Raw genomic sequence first — 19,288 nt, forward strand, 5'->3', positions numbered from 1 at the left:
CGAAGCGGCGACATCAATTGCTGCGCATGAGAGTCACCCATGACGAGTACCAGCGGAGCATCGGATCGATGCGCGGCCGCGTTGCTCGAGCACGTTCCAGCCAGAACGTCGTCGTGTGGCTCGAGCGAACCGCAAGAGGCACCGAGATCCACCCACTCGTCTCCGAGCCTGAGGGGTCGCGGCTTGAGGGGAGATCCGGCAGCGGCTCAATCGGCGTGTCAATCTGCGCAGCACCTGGGTAGTCACGGGCATCAGACGACATGACAGCTGCGTCGCGAGCTGCAGCACCCGCCTGCCAGACGGCAAGTGGAATTCCAACCAATGCGACCGTGCATGCGATCACGGCCCCGCCCCAGAGCGCGTGACGATCGAAGACTCGTGCATGGCGGAGCGGCTGCTCTACGCCCCACGCGATCAGGCGGGCCAAGATGAATGAGATCACGATGATCGCCAGGCCGGCGTACGGCCCGGGTTCCGATCTACCGGTCCACATCATCCAGGTGATGAGAACAGGCCAATGCACGAGGTACAAGGCGTAGGCGTCGCGCCCCAGGAATCGAAGGGGCCTGGATGCGAGCAGACGCGTCGGCGATCCCGCCGCTTCCTGCTGGCCTGCGACGATCACGGCGGCAGTGCAGAGAACCGGCCAGAGCGCGAGGTACCCCGGAAACCCGCCCTGCACGTCGAGGACGATGCCGCACACGACAATGCCGACGACTCCGCCCCATCCGAGCAGGATGCGAACGAGACGAGAGGGTTTCAGGTAAGGAAGGGCGAGCGCCACCAGCGAACCGGCGGCGAACTCCCACAGCCTCGTGCGCGTGTCGAAATACGCGAACGACTGCGCCGTGTATGTCTCGTAGATGGAGAAACCGAGTGAGAGCACGAAAACTGTCGAGAAGACGAGCGCCAGCAGGGGCACAGCGCGCTGATGGCTTCTGCGTGTGGCCAGTGCGACGAGGACGATCAGCAGAGGCCAGATGACGAAGACCTGTCCTTGAACTGACAGGGACCAGAAGTGCTGGAAGGGGCTCGGTGTGGCGGTATCCCGAGCGTAGTAGTCCACGTTCGATGCAGCGAGTGACCAGTTCTCGAAGTAGAGAAGACTCGCCCAGCCCTCGCGCCATACCCTCGGCCATTCGATCTCGGGATAGGTCAAGAACGCGACCAGGGCGATACCGACGATCGTCGTGGCCGCGGCTGGGAGGAGGCGACGGAACTTGCGAAGCCAGAATGTGCCCAACTTGAGCGGCGCGCCACCGCGGACTTTCCGCACGAACGAGGCTGTCAGAAAGAAGGCCGAGATCATCAGGAAGACGTCAACGCCACCCGAGACGCGACCCAACCACACGTGGTAGACGACGACGAGAAGGATGGCCAATGCGCGGAGTCCGTCGATGTCGGCGCGGTATCCAGCCGTGCCGACCGCGGACTTCTCCCGACGTACCGTTCTGCGTGTGCTCGCGGGTGTCGTTGGAGGACTGTGGGAAGTCAAGATGCGCGAAGTCTCCTCGATGCTCGGAATGGACGACATATCGAACACCAGCTCGGGAACATGAGAACCTCAGCATGCTAGCCAGAGAAGCTTAGAACGGACCCGCCCCGTTCTCAGACATTGTTCTTGAGCCAGCCGGCAAGCTGCACGTGCGCGTCGCCGAGAACGAGTCCAGTCTCGCCAATCTTTCGCAGGTCAAGAGTGCTGTTCGCGGGGCGAGGCGATACGGGCCCCGCGACGTCGGCATAGTATTCCGCCGTGCTCACAGCGGTTACGCGCGCTGGGTCATGCCCCTTGAGCAGGTAGACCTCTCGCGCGATGTCCGCCCACGAGGCAGGTGTGCCAGCGCTCGTCACGTTGTACACCCCGTACTCGGCGCCGAGGTTCAGGAGATGAATGATCGCGCGCGCTATGTCGGCCGTGAAGGTGAGTCGTCCGACTTGGTCGTCCACGACCTTGGGGTCGATGCCTCGATCGGCCAATGCGGCCATGGTCCGGACGAAGTTGTTTCCTTCGCCGATGACCCAGGAGGTGCGGATGATGTAGTGGCGGGGAACGGTGACGGCGATGGCGTCTCCTGCGGCCTTTGTCTGACCGTACACGCCGAGAGGGCATACCGGGTCGTCCTCGGCATAGGCCTCTTGCTTTCCTCCGTCGAACACATAGTCGCTGGACACGTGCACGAGAGTGATCCCGTTGTCGGCCGCGACTCTTGCGAGGGCGGTCAGTCCCGTGACGTTGGTGGCCCAGGCGTCACGTCGGCCATCTGCTGTCTCGGCGGTGTCGACTGCGGTGTAGGCGGCGGCGTTGATGATCGTGCCGTAGTCGCGCCAGCGCCGCGCGGTCGGGACATCTGGGCTGGCGAGATCGAATGTCTCGCGGGTCGTGTATTCGATGTGCGATTCGTCGCCGAGCTCAGCGTGTAGCGCGCGGCCGAGCTGTCCATTCGCTCCGACGATCAGGATCTTCTTTGGCGGGATCGGGCTGACGTCGGCAAGTCGCGGGTGTTTCTTGTCCTTGTCGGACAACTCGACCTGGTCGAGTGGGATAGGCCAGTCGATGGCAGCGGTCTCGTCGGCGAGGTTGAGGAAGGAGTACTCGGCGTTCGGGGACCAGTGGTCGTTGACGAGGTACACGTACGCTGTGTTCGGTTCGAGGGTCTGGTACGCGTTGCCCACTCCGCAGGGCACGAAGATCGCCTTGGACGGGTCGAGTTCCGTGGTGAACACGGTGCCGAAGGTGGGACCCTCGCGCAGGTCGACCCAGGCGCCGAAGATGCGTCCGGTGGCGAGTGAGACGAACTTGTCCCAGGGCTCGGCGTGGATGCCGCGAGTGGTCCCGACCGCGTCATTGAAGGAGATGTTGTTCTGCACCGGTCCGAGGTCGGGAAGACCTGCGGCGACCATCTTCTCGCGCTGCCAGTTCTCCTTGAACCATCCGCGGCTGTCGCCGTGCACGGGCAGGTCGAACACGACGAGCCCCGGGATCGGTGTCTCCGTGCGGGCGAGCTTCTTGCCGAACTCCATACTCATTGGCCCTTGCCCGCGTAGAAGGCCTCGGTGGCGTCCTTGGACGGCGCCCACCAGTCCTCGTGTGCCCGATACCAGTCGATGGTCGCGGCGAGCCCCGCCTCGAAGTCGCCGTACTGAGGCTTCCAGCCGAGCTCGGTGCGCAGCTTGGTGTAGTCGATCGCGTAGCGCAGGTCGTGCCCGGCACGGTCAGTGACGTGATCGTACGCGTCGGCGGGCTGTCCCATCATGGTGAGGATCAGCTCGACGACGGTCTTGTTGTCCTTCTCGCCGTCTGCGCCGATGAGGTAGGTCTCGCCGATCTGGCCCTTCTCGAGGATGGCGAGCACGGCCGAGGAGTGGTCGTCGGCGTGGATCCAGTCGCGCACGTTCTGTCCCGCCCCGTACAGCTTGGGGCGGATGCCGCGGATCACGTTCGTGATCTGACGGGGAATGAACTTCTCGACGTGCTGGTATGGGCCGTAGTTGTTGGAGCAGTTCGAAATCGTGGCCTGCACGCCGAAGGAACGCACCCAGGCGCGCACGAGCAGGTCGGAACCGGCCTTGGTCGATGAGTACGGCGACGACGGGTTGTACGGGGTGGTCTCGGTGAACCGCTCCGGATCGTCGAGTTCCAGATCCCCGTACACCTCGTCGGTGGAGATGTGATGCAGCCGGGTGCCGTGCCGGCGCGCTGCCTCCAGCAGCGTGTAAGTGCCGATGATGTTCGTGTCCAGGAACGGACGCGGGTCATGCAGCGAGTTGTCGTTGTGCGACTCCGCGGCGTAGTGCACCACGGCATCCGCATCAGCGAACAGACGGTCGACCAGTTCGGCATCCGCGATGTCACCCTCGACGAACGACACGCGTTTCCCGGGCAGCCCCGCCAGCGACTCCCGGTTCCCGGCGTAGGTGAGCTTGTCCAGCACCGTCACATCGTGATCGGTGTGTGCCACGACATGGTGAACGAAGTTGGATCCGATGAATCCCGCGCCACCGGTGACCAGCAGACGCGACATCAGCGTCCCCTCTCCAGGATCTCGAGCAGGTACGTCCCGTACCCCGATTTGACCACCTTCTCAGCACGCTCGCGCAACTCGACATCCGAGAGGAATCCCTGCCGCCAGGCAACCTCCTCCGGGGCACCGATCTTCATACCGGTCCGGCGTTCCATGGTGCGCACGTATTCGGTGGCATCCGTCATCTGATCGAACGTCCCCGTGTCCAGCCAGGCCGTACCGCGCGGGAGCACCTCCACCTGAAGCTTGCCGCGCTCGAGATACGCACGGTTCACGTCGGTGATCTCGTACTCGCCGCGCGCCGACGGCTGCAGGTTACGGGCGATCTCAACCACGTCGTTGTCGTAGAAATAGAGACCCGGGACAGCGAAATTGCTCTTCGGCACCGAGGGCTTCTCCTCCAGCGACACCGCGCGGCCCTCAGTGTCGAACTCCACCACGCCGTATGCCTGGGGCTCGGAGACCCAGTACGCGAAAACCGCACCACCATCCACGTCGACGTACCGCTTGAGCTGCGTCCCCAGGCCGGGGCCGTAAAGCAGATTGTCGCCGAGTACCAGCGCGACCGAGTCGTCCCCGATGAAGTCAGCGCCGATCGTGAAAGCCTGTGCCAGACCATCCGGCGACGGCTGCTGAGCGAAAGTGATCTTCACGCCGAACTGCGAACCGTCTCCGAGAAGGCGCTCGAAATGCGCGGCATCGTGCGGGGTCGTGATGATCAGGATGTCATCGATCCCGGCGAGCATGAGCGTGGACAGCGGGTAGTAGACCATCGGCTTGTCGTACACCGGAATCAGCTGCTTGGAGACGCCGAGGGTGATCGGATGCAAGCGCGTGCCGGAACCACCGGCGAGAATGATGCCCTTCACTCGATCATCGTGCCACACTCCGCGGAGAGACGCGGTGGAGCGTCTTTACGTGCGTCACTTCGTTCACAGTGGCAACATCTGGATATATCAGTCACAATATGCAGGTGACCGGCTTGAGATTCACCCGTTTTCGCGCGCTCCTTGCGACTGGAGCGGCGATAGTCGTGGCCGCCTCGCTCCTCGTCGCCGGTCCGGCGAACGCGACTGCGGACAGCGTCGTGGTCGCCGGAACGGACGTCTCCTCCACCTCGAGCATCGCCGCATCGATGTCGGGCCCGGTGAAGACCGCGAACCTTTCGTTGTTCCGACCGGGCAACATCATCTCCGACGACGTGTTCTTCAATTCATCGACGATGACGACTGCGCAGATCGACGCATTCCTACGCGGAAAAGTATCAAGCTGCCGATCTGGCTACGTCTGTCTGAAGGACTTCCGTCAGAACACGCCCAATCGTGCGTCGGACACGTACTGCAAGGGCTACAACGGAGCGGCGAACGAGTCGGCGGCCACGATCGTGTACCGAGTGGCGCAGTCGTGCGGCATCAACCCGCAGGTGTTGATCGTCATGCTTCAGAAGGAACAGGGTCTGGTCACTCACACATACCCCAGCACCAAGCGATATGACAAGGCGATGGGACAGGGATGCCCCGACACCGCCGGCTGCGACCCTCAATTCGCCGGTTTCTTCTACCAGGTGTACGGCGCGGCACGTCAGATGCAGATCTACGTGGAGGGACGCTACTTCAAGTGGTACGCCCCCGGCCACACCTGGAACATCTTGTACCACCCGAACGGTTCCTGTGGGACCGCGCCCGTCTACGTGGAGAACAAGGCCACGTCGGCGCTCTACTACTACACCCCGTACCAGCCCAACGGCGCCGCACTGCGCGCCGGCTACGGCGAAGGCGACGGCTGCTCAAGTTACGGTAACAGGAACTTCTTCCAGTATTTCTGGGACTGGTTCGGCGATCCCCAGGGCAGGTCCGTTTCCGGTGCAATCGCTGATGTGTGGCATGCCCACGGCAGCGCGTCCGGATGGATCGGCGGCGCAACCGATGACATGCGCGGGTGGGCGAGCGGACCCGGCTGGTCGCAGCGGTTCGCGAACGCAGACATCTTCGTCAAGGCAGGGCAGCCGGGGCACACGGTAACCGGTCCGATCCGTACCGAGTACCGCTTGGTCGGGGAGGTTGCAAGCGGACTCGGCTGGCCGAGAACAGACCGCGTGGTGATCGCCGGCGGCGCATACCAGGACTTCGAGGGCGGCCGCATCTACGAACGATCCGACGGACGCGCCTTCGCGATCGCGGCTCCGATGTTCGCACTGCATGAGTCCGTCGGCAATGTCTTCGGGGCGTACGGCTGGCCGACCAGCCGTGCGTACGCAGTCGCCGGGGGCTCGACGCAGACGTTCGACCACGGTGCGGCTTACCAGACCAGCAGCGGCGCCTACCTCCTGAACGAGTCGTGGAACAGCTGGCTGACAGCTGCCGGAGGCACTGCGGGCAAGTACGGGATCCCTGTGTCAAGCGTCCAGTCGGTCGGAACCTCGACACAGAGACTGCTCCTCTCGAAGGCCGCTGCCTATCGCACTGGGTCGACGACCCTCGCCGTCGCCGATCAGTTCTTTGCGCCGTATGCGCAGCAGGACTACGAGAAGGGCGCCCTCGGTGTTCCGAAGGCGTCGTCCAAGAGCGTCGCAGGTGGCAGCGTTCAAGAGTTCGCCGGGGGCAGATCTACTCATCGTCAGCCGGCACGTACGCAGTCACAACGCTGGCTTCCGCGCTGGCGAGCGCGGGCGGCGTCGGCAAGGTCGGATTCCCCGCAGCGCCGGCACAGGTGAGTTCCAGTGCGTCTTCGCAGCGGTTCACCGACGTCACCCTCACGGTCGGCAAGTCCGGTCCGCAGACTGTACGCGGTGCCATCAGGTCGCGGTATGACGCTTTGAACGGCGCATCGGGGTTCCTCGGCGCGGCCAAGGGTCCCGAACGGGCGGTTGCAGACGGATTCGTTCAGGACTTCGACGGTGGCCGCATCGTCTGCACCCCCGGTGCACTGGTCGCGCTCAGCACGTCCATGGCTGCGCAGTGGGACAAGCTTGGCGGGCAGACCGGGCGTCTTGGATGGCCTCTCGGGACCCCCACCACGTCAAACGGCATCACCCAGGTGACCTTCCAGGGCGGGCTTCTCATCACCGACGCGAAAGGACTGACGACGCCGGTCTTCGGCATGACGTTGAATGCGTTCCGCGTCGCTGGTGGCGTCGCCGTGCTCGGAGCGCCCACCGGACCTGAGCAGTCCTCGGCCGCGGGATATTCGCAGCCATTCCAGAAGGGCGTCGTCTTCGTTCCGTTCAACGGGTATGCCTCCGCCGTGGCCCTTGAGACGTACGGTGAGTTCGTGCGTGGCGGCGGCATCCCCGGCTTCGGCTTCGCCACCGGTCCCGCTGTTCCGGTGGGTGCGGGCAAAGCACAGCCTTTCCAGCTGGGTTCCATCGCTACCGACCGTGCGGGCGTGACCGCCGCGATTCGGGGTACGACATGGCGAGTGTTCCAGTCCAACGGTGGATACACCGGCCCCCTCTCCTTCCCGACCAAGAGCGAAGCGAAGATCGATGACGGTTATGTCCAGCAGTTCGCCGGTGGTTGGACCTATGTCTCTCCCTCCGCACTGGCGGTCACTCGCGGAGTGCTCAACCGTGAATACTGGAAGCTCGGCGGACCGAGCGGCAGCCTCGGCTGGCCGCTGGCGAATGAGACCAGCGGAAACGGTGTCTGGCAGCAGCGATTCCAGAAGGGCACGATCTCTCTGTACGCCAACGGGTCCGTGGTCGTGCGCTGAGCATCGCCCTGTAAGCGCGCTTGTCGCGGCAGTGGATAGACTTGGGAGATTATGACGCACGCGCAGGATGCTGTGCTGGTGATCGTGCCTGCCTGGAATGAGGCAAGAAACGTCGGCAACACAGTACGTGAGATCCTCACGTCCGACCCCCGCTATCACGTGACGGTTGTCGACGACGGATCTGTCGACGACACCGCGGCCGTTGCACGCGAAGCAGGCGCGACGGTGCTCACTCTGCCGTTCAACCTCGGCGTCGGAGGGGCCATGCGCACAGGCTTCACGTATGCGCAGCGCAAGGGCTACCGCCGCGCTATACAGGTCGACGCAGATGGGCAGCACAACCCTGCGGACATCGCACAGGTTCTTGCGGGGCTGGACAAGGCCGACATCTCCATCGGCGCCAGGTTCAGTGACGTCGGAGACTACAAGGTCCGCGGTCCACGACGCTGGGCGATGATCATGCTCGCCGCCATCGTGTCGCGCGTGGCGAAGACGAGGCTTACCGATGTCACGAGCGGCTTCCGTGCTGCCAATGAACGCGCGATCGCACAGTACGTCAGCTACTACCCCACCGAATATCTCGGCGACACGCTCGACTCGCTGGTCGTAGCATGCCACGCCGGACTGACTGTGACTCAGATCCCCGTGGCGATGCGTCCTCGAGTCCACGGTGAACCCAGTCAGGGGGCGTTGGGTTCGACGGTCTACCTCGCGCGCTCACTTTTCGCGCTCGGACTCGCGCTGCTGCGCCATCCGCGTCGACCGAAGCGTTCTGAGGAGAGCAGATGACCATTGCGATCTCCGGGGCGATTCTCGCGGCCATCATGCTGGTCGCGGTCTTCGCGATGCTGCTCACCCGCCGGCTGCGAGAGAAGTATGCCGTGCTCTGGATCATCATCGCGCTTGCGATGCTCCTGCTGGGTCTGTTCCCCCAGCTTCTCCTGAGCATGACATCGCTGCTCGGCGTGGTCCTGCCGGCGAATCTGTTGTTCGCCATGGCGATCCTGCTACTGCTCGGCGTCTCCCTCCACCTCTCGTGGGAGCAGTCCCAATCTGAGGATGAGATCAGGCGTGCCGCCGAGGAACTGGCGATACTCCGCGGCGACTACGATGAGCTGTCGCGTGAGATCGCGGCGATGAAGGAACACAACGGCGCACCGCGTCAGGAGCCCCCGCGGACGATCAGCCACATGGCTGAACCTGCCGCTGGGCGGGCCACCCGGGGCGGCCTGAGGCACATCCTGATCGCGACCGCCATCGCGGGTGGCATCGGCTACCTCATCCAGCTGGCAGTACCGATCGTCGCACCCGATGCGTATCTCGATTTCGCGACGATGTGGTCCGCGACCTACCTCGTGGTCACGTGCCTTTCCGGCATCCAGCAGGAGCTCACTCGTGCGTCGCGGCGTGGCCCGGCCGGGTCCGGCTTCCGAACCTGGAGTAGGTTCGCGATCACGAGCGGCATCACGGCGACGGGCCTGGTAGCCGTCATCTTCTGGGTGAGCGGGCCTCGTCTTTTTCCGGCAGAAACCCTGCCATTCGTCGGCGTGGTCGCGCTTGCAACCTTCGGCTACTGCCTCGTCGCGGCGATCAGCGGCGCGGTCTACGGGCTCACCGAGTGGGGCGCCGTGGCAGGAATGACCGTCGTCGACGCGGTGATCCGCGTGATCCTGATCGCATCGGCGCTTCTTGCCGGAGGCAGCGCGATCCTGCTCGGGTGGGCGACGGCCGTCCCGTTTCTCCTGGCTGCGCTGGTTATCTGGCTCTGGGTCGGGAGACGCATCAGACACCATCTGGTGATCGATGTCCCGATGGTTCGGCTCTTCAAGAACTCAGCCGCGACCGTGGCAGCGTCATTGTCCACGGGCGCGCTGATCAGCGGCCTGCCGATGATCCTCAAGGCATTCGCACCGGACGCGGGAGTTGACCTGCTCGCGTCGTTCATCCTGGTCATCACTCTCACGCGAGCACCGCTGGTCGTCCCCCTCGTAGCCTTACAGGGATACCTGCTGGTTTCCTTCCGAGATAGCGCGCATGGTTCTGCTTCGCGCATCCTTCGATGGACGACAGCCGTGCTCGGCGTCGTGATCGTGCTCGCGGTCGCAGCAGCAGTCGCGGGACCGGCGCTCATGACCTGGCTCTTCTCCGGCTTCCTGATCCTCACCCCGATGGACTTCGCGCTCATCGTGCTGAGCGCGGGTCTCACCGGTGTCATGTGCATCACGGGGCCCGCCGTGCTGGCGATGAATCGGCACGCTTGGTACACATCCGGATGGGTGGTCAGCGCAGGGGCGACCATCGTCGTGCTCCTGCTCCCGATAGAGGCGCACACTCGTGTCGTCGCCGCGCTGCTCATGGGGCCTCTACTGGGCGCGATCGTTCACGTCATCGCAGTCGCCCGAGCGTCTGCGCCGACTCGCTGAGGCGTTGTCGCGCCCAGCTTCATACCTGAAGGTCAGGCCAGAGCGCCCTCGAAGACAGCCCGTGTCTCTTCCGCCGTACGCGCCCAGGTGAATTCTGCAGCCCTCGCACGGCCTGCGGAGGACATCGCAGCGACGAGCTCGGGATCCGCCAGCACGGCTGCGAGCAGCTCGGCGAGTGAGCGATCGCTTGCCGGGTCGAAGTATCGCGCCGCGTCACCACCTACATAGCGATGTACATCTATATCGCTGAGCAGCGTCGGCAGGCCGGCTCCCATCGCCTCCAGCGTGGGCAGGGAGAACCCCTCGGCGAAAGAGGGAATCGCCAGCGCCGTCGCTACCGAGTAAAGATGCGCGACCTCGGAGTCGTCCACCCACCCTCGGAGTTCGACCCAGGGCGCCATCCCGTTCTCCGACACGACGGAGGCAAGAGGGTCATCGCCCCTCCCCCGGTGATCACGATGCGAGGGCGCTCGTGCTCTGGCAACAGCGCGGCTGCCCGTATGAGGGCACCCCAGTTCTTATGCGGACGTCGGTTGCCCATCGCAATGATGAGCGGACCCTCGGATCCGGCGAGGGACCGATCAACGCCCGCAGGACTCTGCCCTGCCAGCGGGATCACGCTGATCTTCGCGATGGGAACATGCAGGTACTTGGATATCTCGTGCTGAGAGGTCGGGCTGATCGTGATGATGTGAGCGGCGTTGCCCGCCGCCTGCTGCTCCATCCACTTCACGGGCGCGGTGTAGAGCGGGGTCGTCATCAGCTCGGGATGGCTCCAGTACAACATGTCGTGCATGGTGACGACGGTGGGCATCGCGGTGCGGCGGGGCCCCAGAGTCGCGGGAGCGTGAACCAGATCTGCACGTTCACGCCGGGCCGCACGCCCGACCTGGACCAGCTCGCCCCAGGCCCATGCAAAACGGTTCTCACCGCTGATGCCGGACTCGACCACACGTCCGGGGAACCAGTTGAGGTCAAGTTCTGCACCTTCGCGAGACACGAACCCGACATACTCCCAATCGCCGGGCAGCCGGCCAAGAGCGCGGTACAGCTCGCGCGTGTATGTCTCCATACCGCCCTTGGTACCGGTGTATGAAAGGAGGTCTACGAGAACGCGGGGCACGTGCACAAGCCTACAAGCTGGTCCCTGAGCCGCTCACTCGCTCTGGCGCCGCTGGCCTGCGGCGAATGCGATTCATCGCCGGTCTCTCGATCAAGGTCCAGCTCAGCCAGGCCAGGCTGAACGTCACGAGGATGGCCACCAGGTTGTAGACGACGAAGCCGAGCGCGCCGTCCCCTGCGCCCAACCCGATCAGCACCAGGAGCTGCTGAACCGGCCAGGCGTAGATGTAGAAGCCATAGCTGACATCATTGGTTCCCACCCAGCGCGGCTGCGGAATGATCGTGGCCAGCCACAGCAGTCCATAGGCCAGAAAGGGCGCGGATGCCTGCCCTCCCCAATGCGGGATTGCCAGAATCTGCGCCGCCGCGATGGCGAGCGAGGACACTCCGAGCCACTGGTTCACGCCCAGACGCTCGATGACGAAGTAGACGCAGGCGCCACCAAGGAAGAATGGCGCCAGTTTGGCGAAAAGCACAAAGCTTCCGTCCAGGCCGAGCGCCGTCAGAAGCGAACCGCTCGCGTGGGCCGCTGTGGCGACGACGAAGATGATCAGACTAAGGACCGCGCTGCGGCGGAACCACGCCAGGGCCCCAAGGCACCAGACGAGCACGTAGCAGAGGAACTCGTAGTACAGCGTCCACAGCGAACCGTTCCACACGGCGGGATACGGGAGCTCGCTGAGGGTTCTGCCGATGGAGTATTCGTTCATGTAGAGCGTGATGTTGCTCCACACGAATTCGACGGGTGTGACCGCGGTCGTCGCGTACCCCTGCAGCGAGCCGTACTGGATCAGCATCGCCAGCGGCCCGAACAGAACCGCTGTGACGATCAGGCAGACGATGAATGCCGGGAAGATCCTTGTCGCACGATGCAACAGGTAGTCGCCTGCTTTCGAGCGCAACCGGGACCGGGTGATGAGAAACCCGCTGATGACGAAGAACCCTGCAACAGCCCAGCCGCCGAGGTTCTCCCCCTGAGGTGCGGCCCATCCCCGTTGCCCGTCGTGTAGAACGAGTGCGCGAGCAGCACAGTGGCCGCTAGTACCAGCCGGAAGAGGTTCAGGCTGTTCTCACGATAGGGGTACGGCACACCTTTGAGTGCCGCAGAGAGACTCACTTCAGCAGTTTCCGATCCGCCATCTCCTTCAGCGAGCGCTCGTAGCCATCTGACTCGACCGGTTCCGTGAGCACCCATTCGGCGAACCGCCGAACACCCTCCCGGAACGGGACTTCGGGGGTGAACCCGAGTACGTCACGCAACGCCGAGGTGTCGGCGAAGTTGTGGCGGATGTCACCGAGCCGGTAGTTGCCCGACACATGCGTCGGAACCTCGGTGCCGTACGCGGCGAAAAGTGCGTCGATGACCTCGTTCACCGTCGTAGCCACGCCAGAACCCACGTTGAGGGTCTGCCCGGCCGCAGCAGGAGCGGTGGCCGCTCGGAAGGTCGCTTCCACGACATCATCGATGTACACGAAGTCGCGACTCTCCAAGCCGTCCTCGAAGACATTGATCTCCTTGCCCTGCCGGATCAGGGTCGAGAAGATGGAGAGGATGCCGGTGTACGGGTTCTTCAGAGACTGTCCAGGGCCGTAGACGTTCTGGTAGCGCACCGAGACGCCTTCCTTGCCGAGCGTGGGCATCACCGTCATGATCAGCGATTCCTGCATCTGCTTGGTGATCCCGTACACGCTCGACGGATGCAGTTCGGCTGACTCATCGGTCGCGACGACGGAGAGCTCGCCCTCTCCGGGCATGTGGACATCGAAGTCCCCTGCCGCCATGTCAGCATCGGATCGGTGCGGCGGGTAGACGAGTCTGCCGTCTCGCGTCCGGTAAGCGCCCTCACCGTAGATCGAACGAGAGGAGGCGATCACGACTCGTCGGACGTCGTTGGGTTCGTTGGCGAGGATGTCGAGCATCTTCGCGGTTCCGCCGACGTTCGCATCCACATACCGCTCGATCTCGTACATCGACTGCCCTGTGCCGGTCTCGGCGGCCAGGTGCACCACAACCTCTGCACCGTCCAGGGCTCGACGGAGGTCATCCTTCGAAGTGACAGTTCCTTCGATCACGGTGGCCACACCATCCAGCGATCGCAGCATGGGCGATGTGTTCGCCGGGTCGTCGCCGTGAACCTGCGGTATCAGCGAATCCAGCACGGTCACCGTGTGACCGGCCGCTGCGAAACGAGCGGCCAGACGGGAGCCGATGAATCCGGCTCCCCCGGTGATGAGCACCTGCTCGGTCATTTCGGGTCTCCCCATCGTTCTCAGAGGCACAGCATCCGTGCCCGGTCGGAAAATGTCAGAAGGCGAAGATGTGCGCAAGCGTCGATCTTACCCCGGCGCCGCTTCCGTGCCGGAGGACGCGATGCAGCTCGGTGACGGCGTGCAGCCGCGACATACCGCGCAGACGCGCGGTCCAGTATGTGCCTCTCCATCCCCTCGCCTTCGCGAGTCGCGCAGCTTGACGGTAATACGTGCGCTCGTCTCTGAATCGTCTGCCGTCGAGCAGAGTCTTCTGCGACGCACTCGCCTGGTGGCGACGGTACGAGAACGCGATGTCCGGTGCATATGCCAGTGCTCCGCCATCGAAGGCGATATCCATGAGCAGCGCCAGATCCTGGATGATCGGCAGGCCGTCTCTGAAGTCGATGCGCTTCAGAGTCTCTGTGCGGAATGTGAGGGACGGCCAGTAGAGCCAGTCACCTCGAATCAGACTCGTGGCCATCGTCGGGCCTCGAAGCAGTGCGATGCCGCCGTCCGGCTTCGCAGCCAGCAGCCCCTGCTTGACCCGGTCGACGAGCGGCTTGCGTGGGATGCCGTGTTCATCGATCACCACGACGCCAGGCTGGATCACGTCGACGTCCGGAACCTGATCGATGACCCGCTCAACGACCTCGAGATAGTTCGCATGCATGAGATCGTCGCATCCGAGGATCGTTATGAACGGACTGGTGGCCCGGCGGATCGCTTCGCGGTAGTTCTCGGTGATGCCGAGATTCGTCTCGTTTCGGACGTACTGGACGCGCGAGTCGTCGAGGTCTGAGAAGTACGCGGGAACGGACTCGTCCGGATAGCAATCATCGAGGACGGTCATCCGCCAATCTGTCGATCGCTGCGCCCGAACGGACTCCACGGTCTGGAAGAGAAGCTGCGGGTCGCCCCAGAAAGGAACGAAGATCTCGTGTGTCATCGGCCCAACTCGCATGTCGTGATCTTGTAAAGTCTCGCACCGGGCTCCGAGGTGACAAGCTCGACAAAGGGTGAGCCCTTCAGGTCGGTGACACCGTCGAACCCGCCGTCGTTGGGCATGAGGTCCGGTCCATCGAAATCGAGGATGTAACTGACACCGGTCTTCTTCAGCGCCTGGCACACCTCTGGCTCATCGCCATCCTGCGCGAACGTCTCGTTGATCACACGAGCCGCCTTCGTCTCGTGCATGAGGAGATGAGGCATGAGCACCTTTCGCCCGCTGATGCCATAGGCGAAGGAAGTCCCGGTCCAGGGGTCGCCTGCGATGACGGCATCCTCGGGCACGTACTCATCGAGTTCATCCAGCAGCTTGTACTCGCCTGCGGACAGGATCGGTCCGACACCGTCTTCACCGTAGACATAGTGCAGATCTGCAGCTGCCTGACGCATCGCGCTCGTCTGCGAGAGCACTACGAGCCCGATCGCGAGAACACTGACGCCGGCGGTCACCGGAATGCGTCTCGTCACGGCGCGCAGCCCGCTGCTGCGCATGTTCCGCATCAGCCAGCGCACGACAAGCGCCGCACCGCTTGCGGCGAGGGGAACGGCGGCGAGCGTCCAGATGCTCGCGAGGCGCGGTGCGTTGTTGTACCAGGGGCCTGTCAGCCATGTTCGCAGAACCTCGAAGGGCGAGCCCGCAACGACCACGTACAGCACCGCCCCGACGAGTCCCATGCCGAGTGCGATCATGCGGGCATGAGTCCGTCTTCGCAACGCGCCGACTACACCGATGAGCACGAGAGCCGCGAGGAGGTATGCCATCGCATACCCATACACGGCGGCCGCGGCGACCTCGCCGATCGCCGTCGGCAGGCTGCCCGTCACCGGCCAATAGATCTGCGAGGCGGGTGGGCGCAGGAAGCGCAGAACGATCATCGCCACCACCACGAGTCCTGCGGCGCCACCGATGATGAGCAATCGCTCTCGGCGTCCCGACCGATGCCGCCACAGCCAGCATCCGAGCATCACAACGGCGGGCGTTCCCAACGCCAGCACGGCGAGCAGTGCACCCGGATGAGCGACTGCGACACCCGGAACCAACAGGACAAGGAGCAGCACCAGATCGTGGCGTCGCGAGAGCCGCTGCGGCCGAAGCGCCGAGACGAGCGTCGCAATGGCGACTGGCGCTATCGCGAGGCCGAGGAACAGCGGGTAGAGCGGACCGTAGTGCAGCGGCAGGAACGGAAACGCGGGCGACGACGCTGCGAGCGCACCGGCGGCCACAGTGACCAGCATGCCGCCGCCGAACAGCACCCGTGACATCAAGATGATCGACAGCGGCCACACGACCGCCGCGACTACGACGACGAGAGCGTTGCTCGCCATCGGCACGCTGCAGCCGGAGATCTGGGCGATGAGCGCGCCGACAGCATGCCAAGCAGACGGGTAGAAGAGCAGAGTCCCGGGATCGGTCATCGAGCCGACCCAGAGAGGCGATCCGTTCGCGGTGTCGAGAACGTACTGGATCGCGTTGATGTGGAAGAAGTTGTCGTACCGCTGCGCGATCAACGCCGGGTCGCCCATACCCCGCAGCACGATCAGACCGATCGTGACGACGCCGGCAGCGACTGCGATGATGCCCACCAGTGTCCTGCGCGGTTCACGGGAGACACGGCGAGCAGGGGCTGGCGTCCCGATCCAACGCATCCAGCACCAGGCAGCGGCAACCGCGACCGCAGTGAGGGAGACAAGCGGAAGTGCGGTCCACGGAATCGAGGTCCATGCGCCGACCATCGACGCCACGACGACGAGCGAGACGGAGAGCGGTGCGCTGGCAGAAGCGAGCCACCAGCCCCGTAATCTCAGCGCCAGCCCGAGAACGAACCCGGGAAGGAACAGGATCGCGGCTGTGACCAGAAGTGGAGGTAGGAATGGCAGCCAGACGTTCAAGAAGCTGCCCACCACTCACACACTCTTCTCGACATGCTCGACCTTCGGGTTGAACGTGATCCCCTTCAGCCAGCGTCCCATCATCTTCGCGCGCAATCCGAGCGACACTCGGCCGCGGTGCAGGCTCACGAACAGGCGTGCACCGAACTCGAGGAAGTACAGGAACCCGCGGTGGTGCAGCTGCCAGGACGACTCGTTGCGCACACCATAGGCGAACTTCCAGTAGTTCTGGCGGTTCACCATCGCAAAGTTGACGCCCTTGTTGTCGCCCATGTCATGCACCACGACGCTGTCGAGCACCTGCACCCCCGGGCAGCGCGCAGTCAGCCGCAGCGTGTACTCGCGATCGTCGAACCAGATGAAATAATCCGAGTACGGCAGACCGTACTCGGCGATCGCCCAGCGGGGAATGAGCACCGACACGAACGAGCACGCCGTCACCATCACGTTCTGCTGCCCCTTGACCAGCAGTCGGCCCCAATCCCAGGTGGGCACCGGGTTGTTCATCTCACAGATGCTGCCGTCGGTGAACTTCACCACCGAGCACGCATAGGGCACATCGCCACCGAGCTCCGCCACCGATTCGTCGAACCCGCGCACGAGCCTGTCCAGCGCCTCGGGCTGGGGGTAGCAATCGTCGTCCATGATCCAGACGTGGTCAGCACCCGAAGCGTATCCGCGTTTCATACCCTCCGAGAATCCGCCGGCGCCGCCGAGATTCTGCGGCATCGTCACGACTTCGAGGGGAACGCTGGTCTCCAGGGACGCCAGGTACTCTGCGGTTCCGTCTGTCGACGCGTTGTCGATCACGAACAGGGTGGAGACGGAACGCGTCTGTGCCTCTATGGAGGTGATGACCGTCTTCAGCTTCTCCAGTCGGTTGAACGTCACGACGACGCCGGCCACGGTCACCATTCGCGGATCTCCTTCGCGAACCAGTCGGTCGCACTCGTCTTGGACAGCAATTTCTTCTCGCCCTTTCGTTCCCGGCGCCAGAGCGACTCTCGCTCGCCCTCGTCGTCGGCGAGCGCCAGTACGCGAGCAGCGAGCCCTCGGGCAGCACGGTGCACATCCCGGGGGACAAGCGCGGATGGCGGAACGACGTCGGACTGGGCGCCGACGTCGGTGGATACCACGGGCACGCCCATCGTAATCGCTTCCAGCGTCGTCAATGTCAGGCCCTCGTTGTGCGACGAGACGACGAGCACGTGGGACTCGCCCAGGGTCACGGGAACGGGCACGCTGGAGTCCCTGCGCTCGATCGCATCTGTCATGCCCATGCCTGCGATCACATCGTCGATCCACGAAGACAGCTCGCCATCACCGTGCATGATGAATCGCACGTCGTCGCGCTTCGCTGCGACCCGGCGCGCCATCGAGACGAAGACCTCCGGCGCCTTCTGCCGCGCCATCCGCCCGATGAATGTGACGGTCAGTGGCTCACCCTCGCGACGAGCCGCGAACGTCGCATCCTTGGGCTTTATGGTGAGTCCTCCGAGCGGAGCCATGACCACCTTGTCTGCGGGAACTCCCTGAACGTCAGTCATCCACTGTGCGAGCCGAGGCGAGATGACGTGGTGCTTGGTGATGCTGTCGGTCACGCGAACGCTGCTCAGCGGATAGCCACCGCCGCGATACTCGACGATGTGCGTCGAGTCCACGATCGGGATCTCCGGCCGAGACCGCCTGATCCACGCCAGGCGGTCGTACAGCCATTGATTGTGATGCACCACGACACCCCTGACGTCGAAAGTGCGCAGGATGCCGCTCAGCAGCTGCTCGACGCCGAGCGTCTGCGAATCCACGGTCGCCTCGGAGAACGGGATGATCAACGCTCCGTCCAACTCGGCACGTGTGACCCAGGGATGCTGCGAATCGCGGTTGGAGAGAACCACCGGCAGGAAACCGGCCTCGCGCACGAGCCGAACCGTCTCGAACGCCCAGCGTTCTGCACCGCCCAGTTCGAACCAGTGCACACCGATGATGACGGCGGGTTCTGCGCCGGCCGGAGCCGCCGGCGCTGTCACCAGCTCCGGCCTGGGCTCTTCGTCGGAGTCCTGGAAGACCAGGTCGTAGCGCTGCCGCTCAGCCTGCACTCCGAGCCGGCGCACGTCTCGCGCCAAGGCGAGGTCCCGAGCTTCGTCGTACCACAGTGGGGTCTTCGCCTTGACCTTCCGGGCGACCCGGCCCACCAGGTCGGTTCGGGCGGGACGGATGGGGTCGTGTGCGAGCACCGCATCCGATGGTATGTGGATGTGCCGAGTCGGCCGCTGGATGAGCTCCTCCGCTGCCTTCTCGGCTGGACCCGCGATTCGGTCCTCGTGGTCGACCAGGCTGCGGATGCGGACGCTGGCGGTGCGTTGCCTGTTCTCTCGCGACAGGCCGGAGAACGTCGAATCATCGGTGGTGCGCGGAAGCGTCTCGATCGAACCGCCGTAGAGATGGACGTCGAGGAAGCGGCCGGGGGCCATCAGCGCGTGGAAGTTCAATGCTCCGACCAGCAGCCGCCGCTCACGTTCCGTCATCGCATCGAGCGTCGCTTCCTCGATCTCGAAAAGGGCCGGCAGGCCGTGCAGATGCTTGAGAGTCACGTGGGGAGCTTTCCGGTGCAGAGATCAGTACACAACTCCGCAGAGTCTACTGGGGCGTTGCTTCGGGATCGCTGGCAACGACGGCCGGGCACGCGCCGTGCTCACTGTCACCGCCCCCGGAGCATCGAGCTTCTAAGATGGCATGCGGCGCTCGTCGATCGGCGAGCAGACGGAGGTTATGTCGCGGTGCCCGACACGCGTATGAAGGACGACGACTCGAAGCTCGTCCGACCCGCCTCACAGCGAGGACTCGCCGAAGTTTTCCGGCACCGAT

General features: G+C 64.1%; 16 protein-coding genes. 4 read left to right on the forward strand and 12 right to left on the reverse strand.

The window, feature by feature from the left end; translation table 11 throughout:
• Positions 1-13: 13 nt before the first annotated feature.
• The 4 genes from QUE33_RS06675 to rfbA all read right to left on the reverse strand — a co-directional run bounded on the left by QUE33_RS06675 (position 14) and on the right by rfbA (position 4,891).
• A complete protein-coding gene (locus tag QUE33_RS06675) occupies positions 14-1,381 on the reverse strand; it encodes an acyltransferase family protein (protein WP_286302660.1) in 1,368 nt (455 codons plus the stop codon).
• A 227-nt stretch (positions 1,382-1,608) separates the two neighbouring features.
• The gene (locus tag QUE33_RS06680) at positions 1,609-3,027 is read right to left on the reverse strand and encodes a sugar nucleotide-binding protein (RefSeq protein WP_286302661.1); all 1,419 of its coding nucleotides are present in this window, start codon (positions 3,025-3,027) and stop codon (positions 1,609-1,611) included.
• Positions 3,024-4,022, reverse strand: coding sequence for a dTDP-glucose 4,6-dehydratase (gene rfbB / locus QUE33_RS06685; protein WP_286302663.1), 999 nt, complete (start codon positions 4,020-4,022; stop codon positions 3,024-3,026). The genes QUE33_RS06680 and rfbB overlap by 4 nt, the downstream gene beginning before the upstream one ends.
• Positions 4,022-4,891, reverse strand: coding sequence for a glucose-1-phosphate thymidylyltransferase RfbA (gene rfbA, locus QUE33_RS06690; protein WP_286302666.1), 870 nt, complete (start codon positions 4,889-4,891; stop codon positions 4,022-4,024). Before rfbA ends, rfbB begins: the two co-directional genes overlap by 1 nt.
• A 164-nt stretch (positions 4,892-5,055) precedes the next feature.
• Here rfbA and QUE33_RS06695 point away from each other — a divergent pair, with 164 nt between their 5' ends.
• From QUE33_RS06695 to QUE33_RS06710, 4 genes are read left to right on the forward strand one after another with little or no spacing between them, the layout of a single operon-like run.
• The gene (locus QUE33_RS06695) at positions 5,056-6,735 is read left to right on the forward strand and encodes an LGFP repeat-containing protein (RefSeq protein ID WP_286302668.1); all 1,680 of its coding nucleotides are present in this window, start codon (positions 5,056-5,058) and stop codon (positions 6,733-6,735) included.
• On the forward strand, positions 6,732-7,733 hold the full coding sequence (locus tag QUE33_RS06700; protein WP_286302671.1) for an LGFP repeat-containing protein: 1,002 nt from the start codon (positions 6,732-6,734) through the stop codon (positions 7,731-7,733). The genes QUE33_RS06695 and QUE33_RS06700 overlap by 4 nt, the downstream gene beginning before the upstream one ends.
• 51 nt (positions 7,734-7,784) lie before the next feature.
• Positions 7,785-8,522, forward strand: coding sequence for a glycosyltransferase family 2 protein (locus QUE33_RS06705; protein WP_286302673.1), 738 nt, complete (start codon positions 7,785-7,787; stop codon positions 8,520-8,522).
• Positions 8,519-10,156: a DUF2304 domain-containing protein gene (locus QUE33_RS06710; protein ID WP_286302675.1), complete on the forward strand. Its 1,638-nt coding sequence runs from the start codon at positions 8,519-8,521 to the stop codon at positions 10,154-10,156. The genes QUE33_RS06705 and QUE33_RS06710 overlap by 4 nt, the downstream gene beginning before the upstream one ends.
• 32 nt (positions 10,157-10,188) lie before the next feature.
• On the opposite strand, the gene QUE33_RS06715 is transcribed toward QUE33_RS06710, so the two are convergent.
• From QUE33_RS06715 to QUE33_RS06750, 8 genes are all read right to left on the reverse strand, one after another.
• The gene (locus QUE33_RS06715; protein WP_286302677.1) at positions 10,189-10,557 is read right to left on the reverse strand and encodes a glycosyltransferase; all 369 of its coding nucleotides are present in this window, start codon (positions 10,555-10,557) and stop codon (positions 10,189-10,191) included.
• Positions 10,491-11,228 carry a glycosyltransferase gene (locus tag QUE33_RS06720; protein ID WP_286302678.1) on the reverse strand — a complete coding sequence of 246 codons (738 nt, stop codon included), beginning with the start codon at positions 11,226-11,228 and terminating at the stop codon, positions 10,491-10,493. The genes QUE33_RS06715 and QUE33_RS06720 overlap by 67 nt, the downstream gene beginning before the upstream one ends.
• Positions 11,229-11,289: 61 nt before the next feature.
• Positions 11,290-12,210 (reverse strand): acyltransferase family protein, encoded by a 921-nt coding sequence (locus QUE33_RS06725; protein ID WP_350226555.1) that lies wholly within the window; start codon positions 12,208-12,210, stop codon positions 11,290-11,292.
• 181 nt (positions 12,211-12,391) lie between these two features.
• A complete protein-coding gene (locus QUE33_RS06730) occupies positions 12,392-13,528 on the reverse strand; it encodes an NAD-dependent epimerase/dehydratase family protein (RefSeq protein ID WP_286302679.1) in 1,137 nt (378 codons plus the stop codon).
• Between the two features lie 55 nt (positions 13,529-13,583).
• Positions 13,584-14,474 (reverse strand): glycosyltransferase, encoded by an 891-nt coding sequence (locus QUE33_RS06735; protein WP_286302680.1) that lies wholly within the window; start codon positions 14,472-14,474, stop codon positions 13,584-13,586.
• Positions 14,471-16,438, reverse strand: a complete 1,968-nt coding sequence (locus QUE33_RS06740) for a DUF6541 family protein (RefSeq protein WP_350226530.1) — start codon at positions 16,436-16,438, stop codon at positions 14,471-14,473. Before QUE33_RS06740 ends, QUE33_RS06735 begins: the two co-directional genes overlap by 4 nt.
• Entirely contained in the window at positions 16,439-17,338 is a 900-nt protein-coding gene (locus QUE33_RS06745) for a glycosyltransferase family 2 protein (protein WP_286302683.1), read from the reverse strand.
• The gene (locus QUE33_RS06750; RefSeq protein WP_286302685.1) at positions 17,332-19,014 is read right to left on the reverse strand and encodes a glycosyltransferase; all 1,683 of its coding nucleotides are present in this window, start codon (positions 19,012-19,014) and stop codon (positions 17,332-17,334) included. Before QUE33_RS06750 ends, QUE33_RS06745 begins: the two co-directional genes overlap by 7 nt.
• Between the last annotated feature and the right edge of the window lie 274 nt (positions 19,015-19,288).

This window comes from Microbacterium suwonense, from assembly GCF_030296555.1.
Lineage (GTDB): Bacteria > Actinomycetota > Actinomycetes > Actinomycetales > Microbacteriaceae > Microbacterium > Microbacterium suwonense.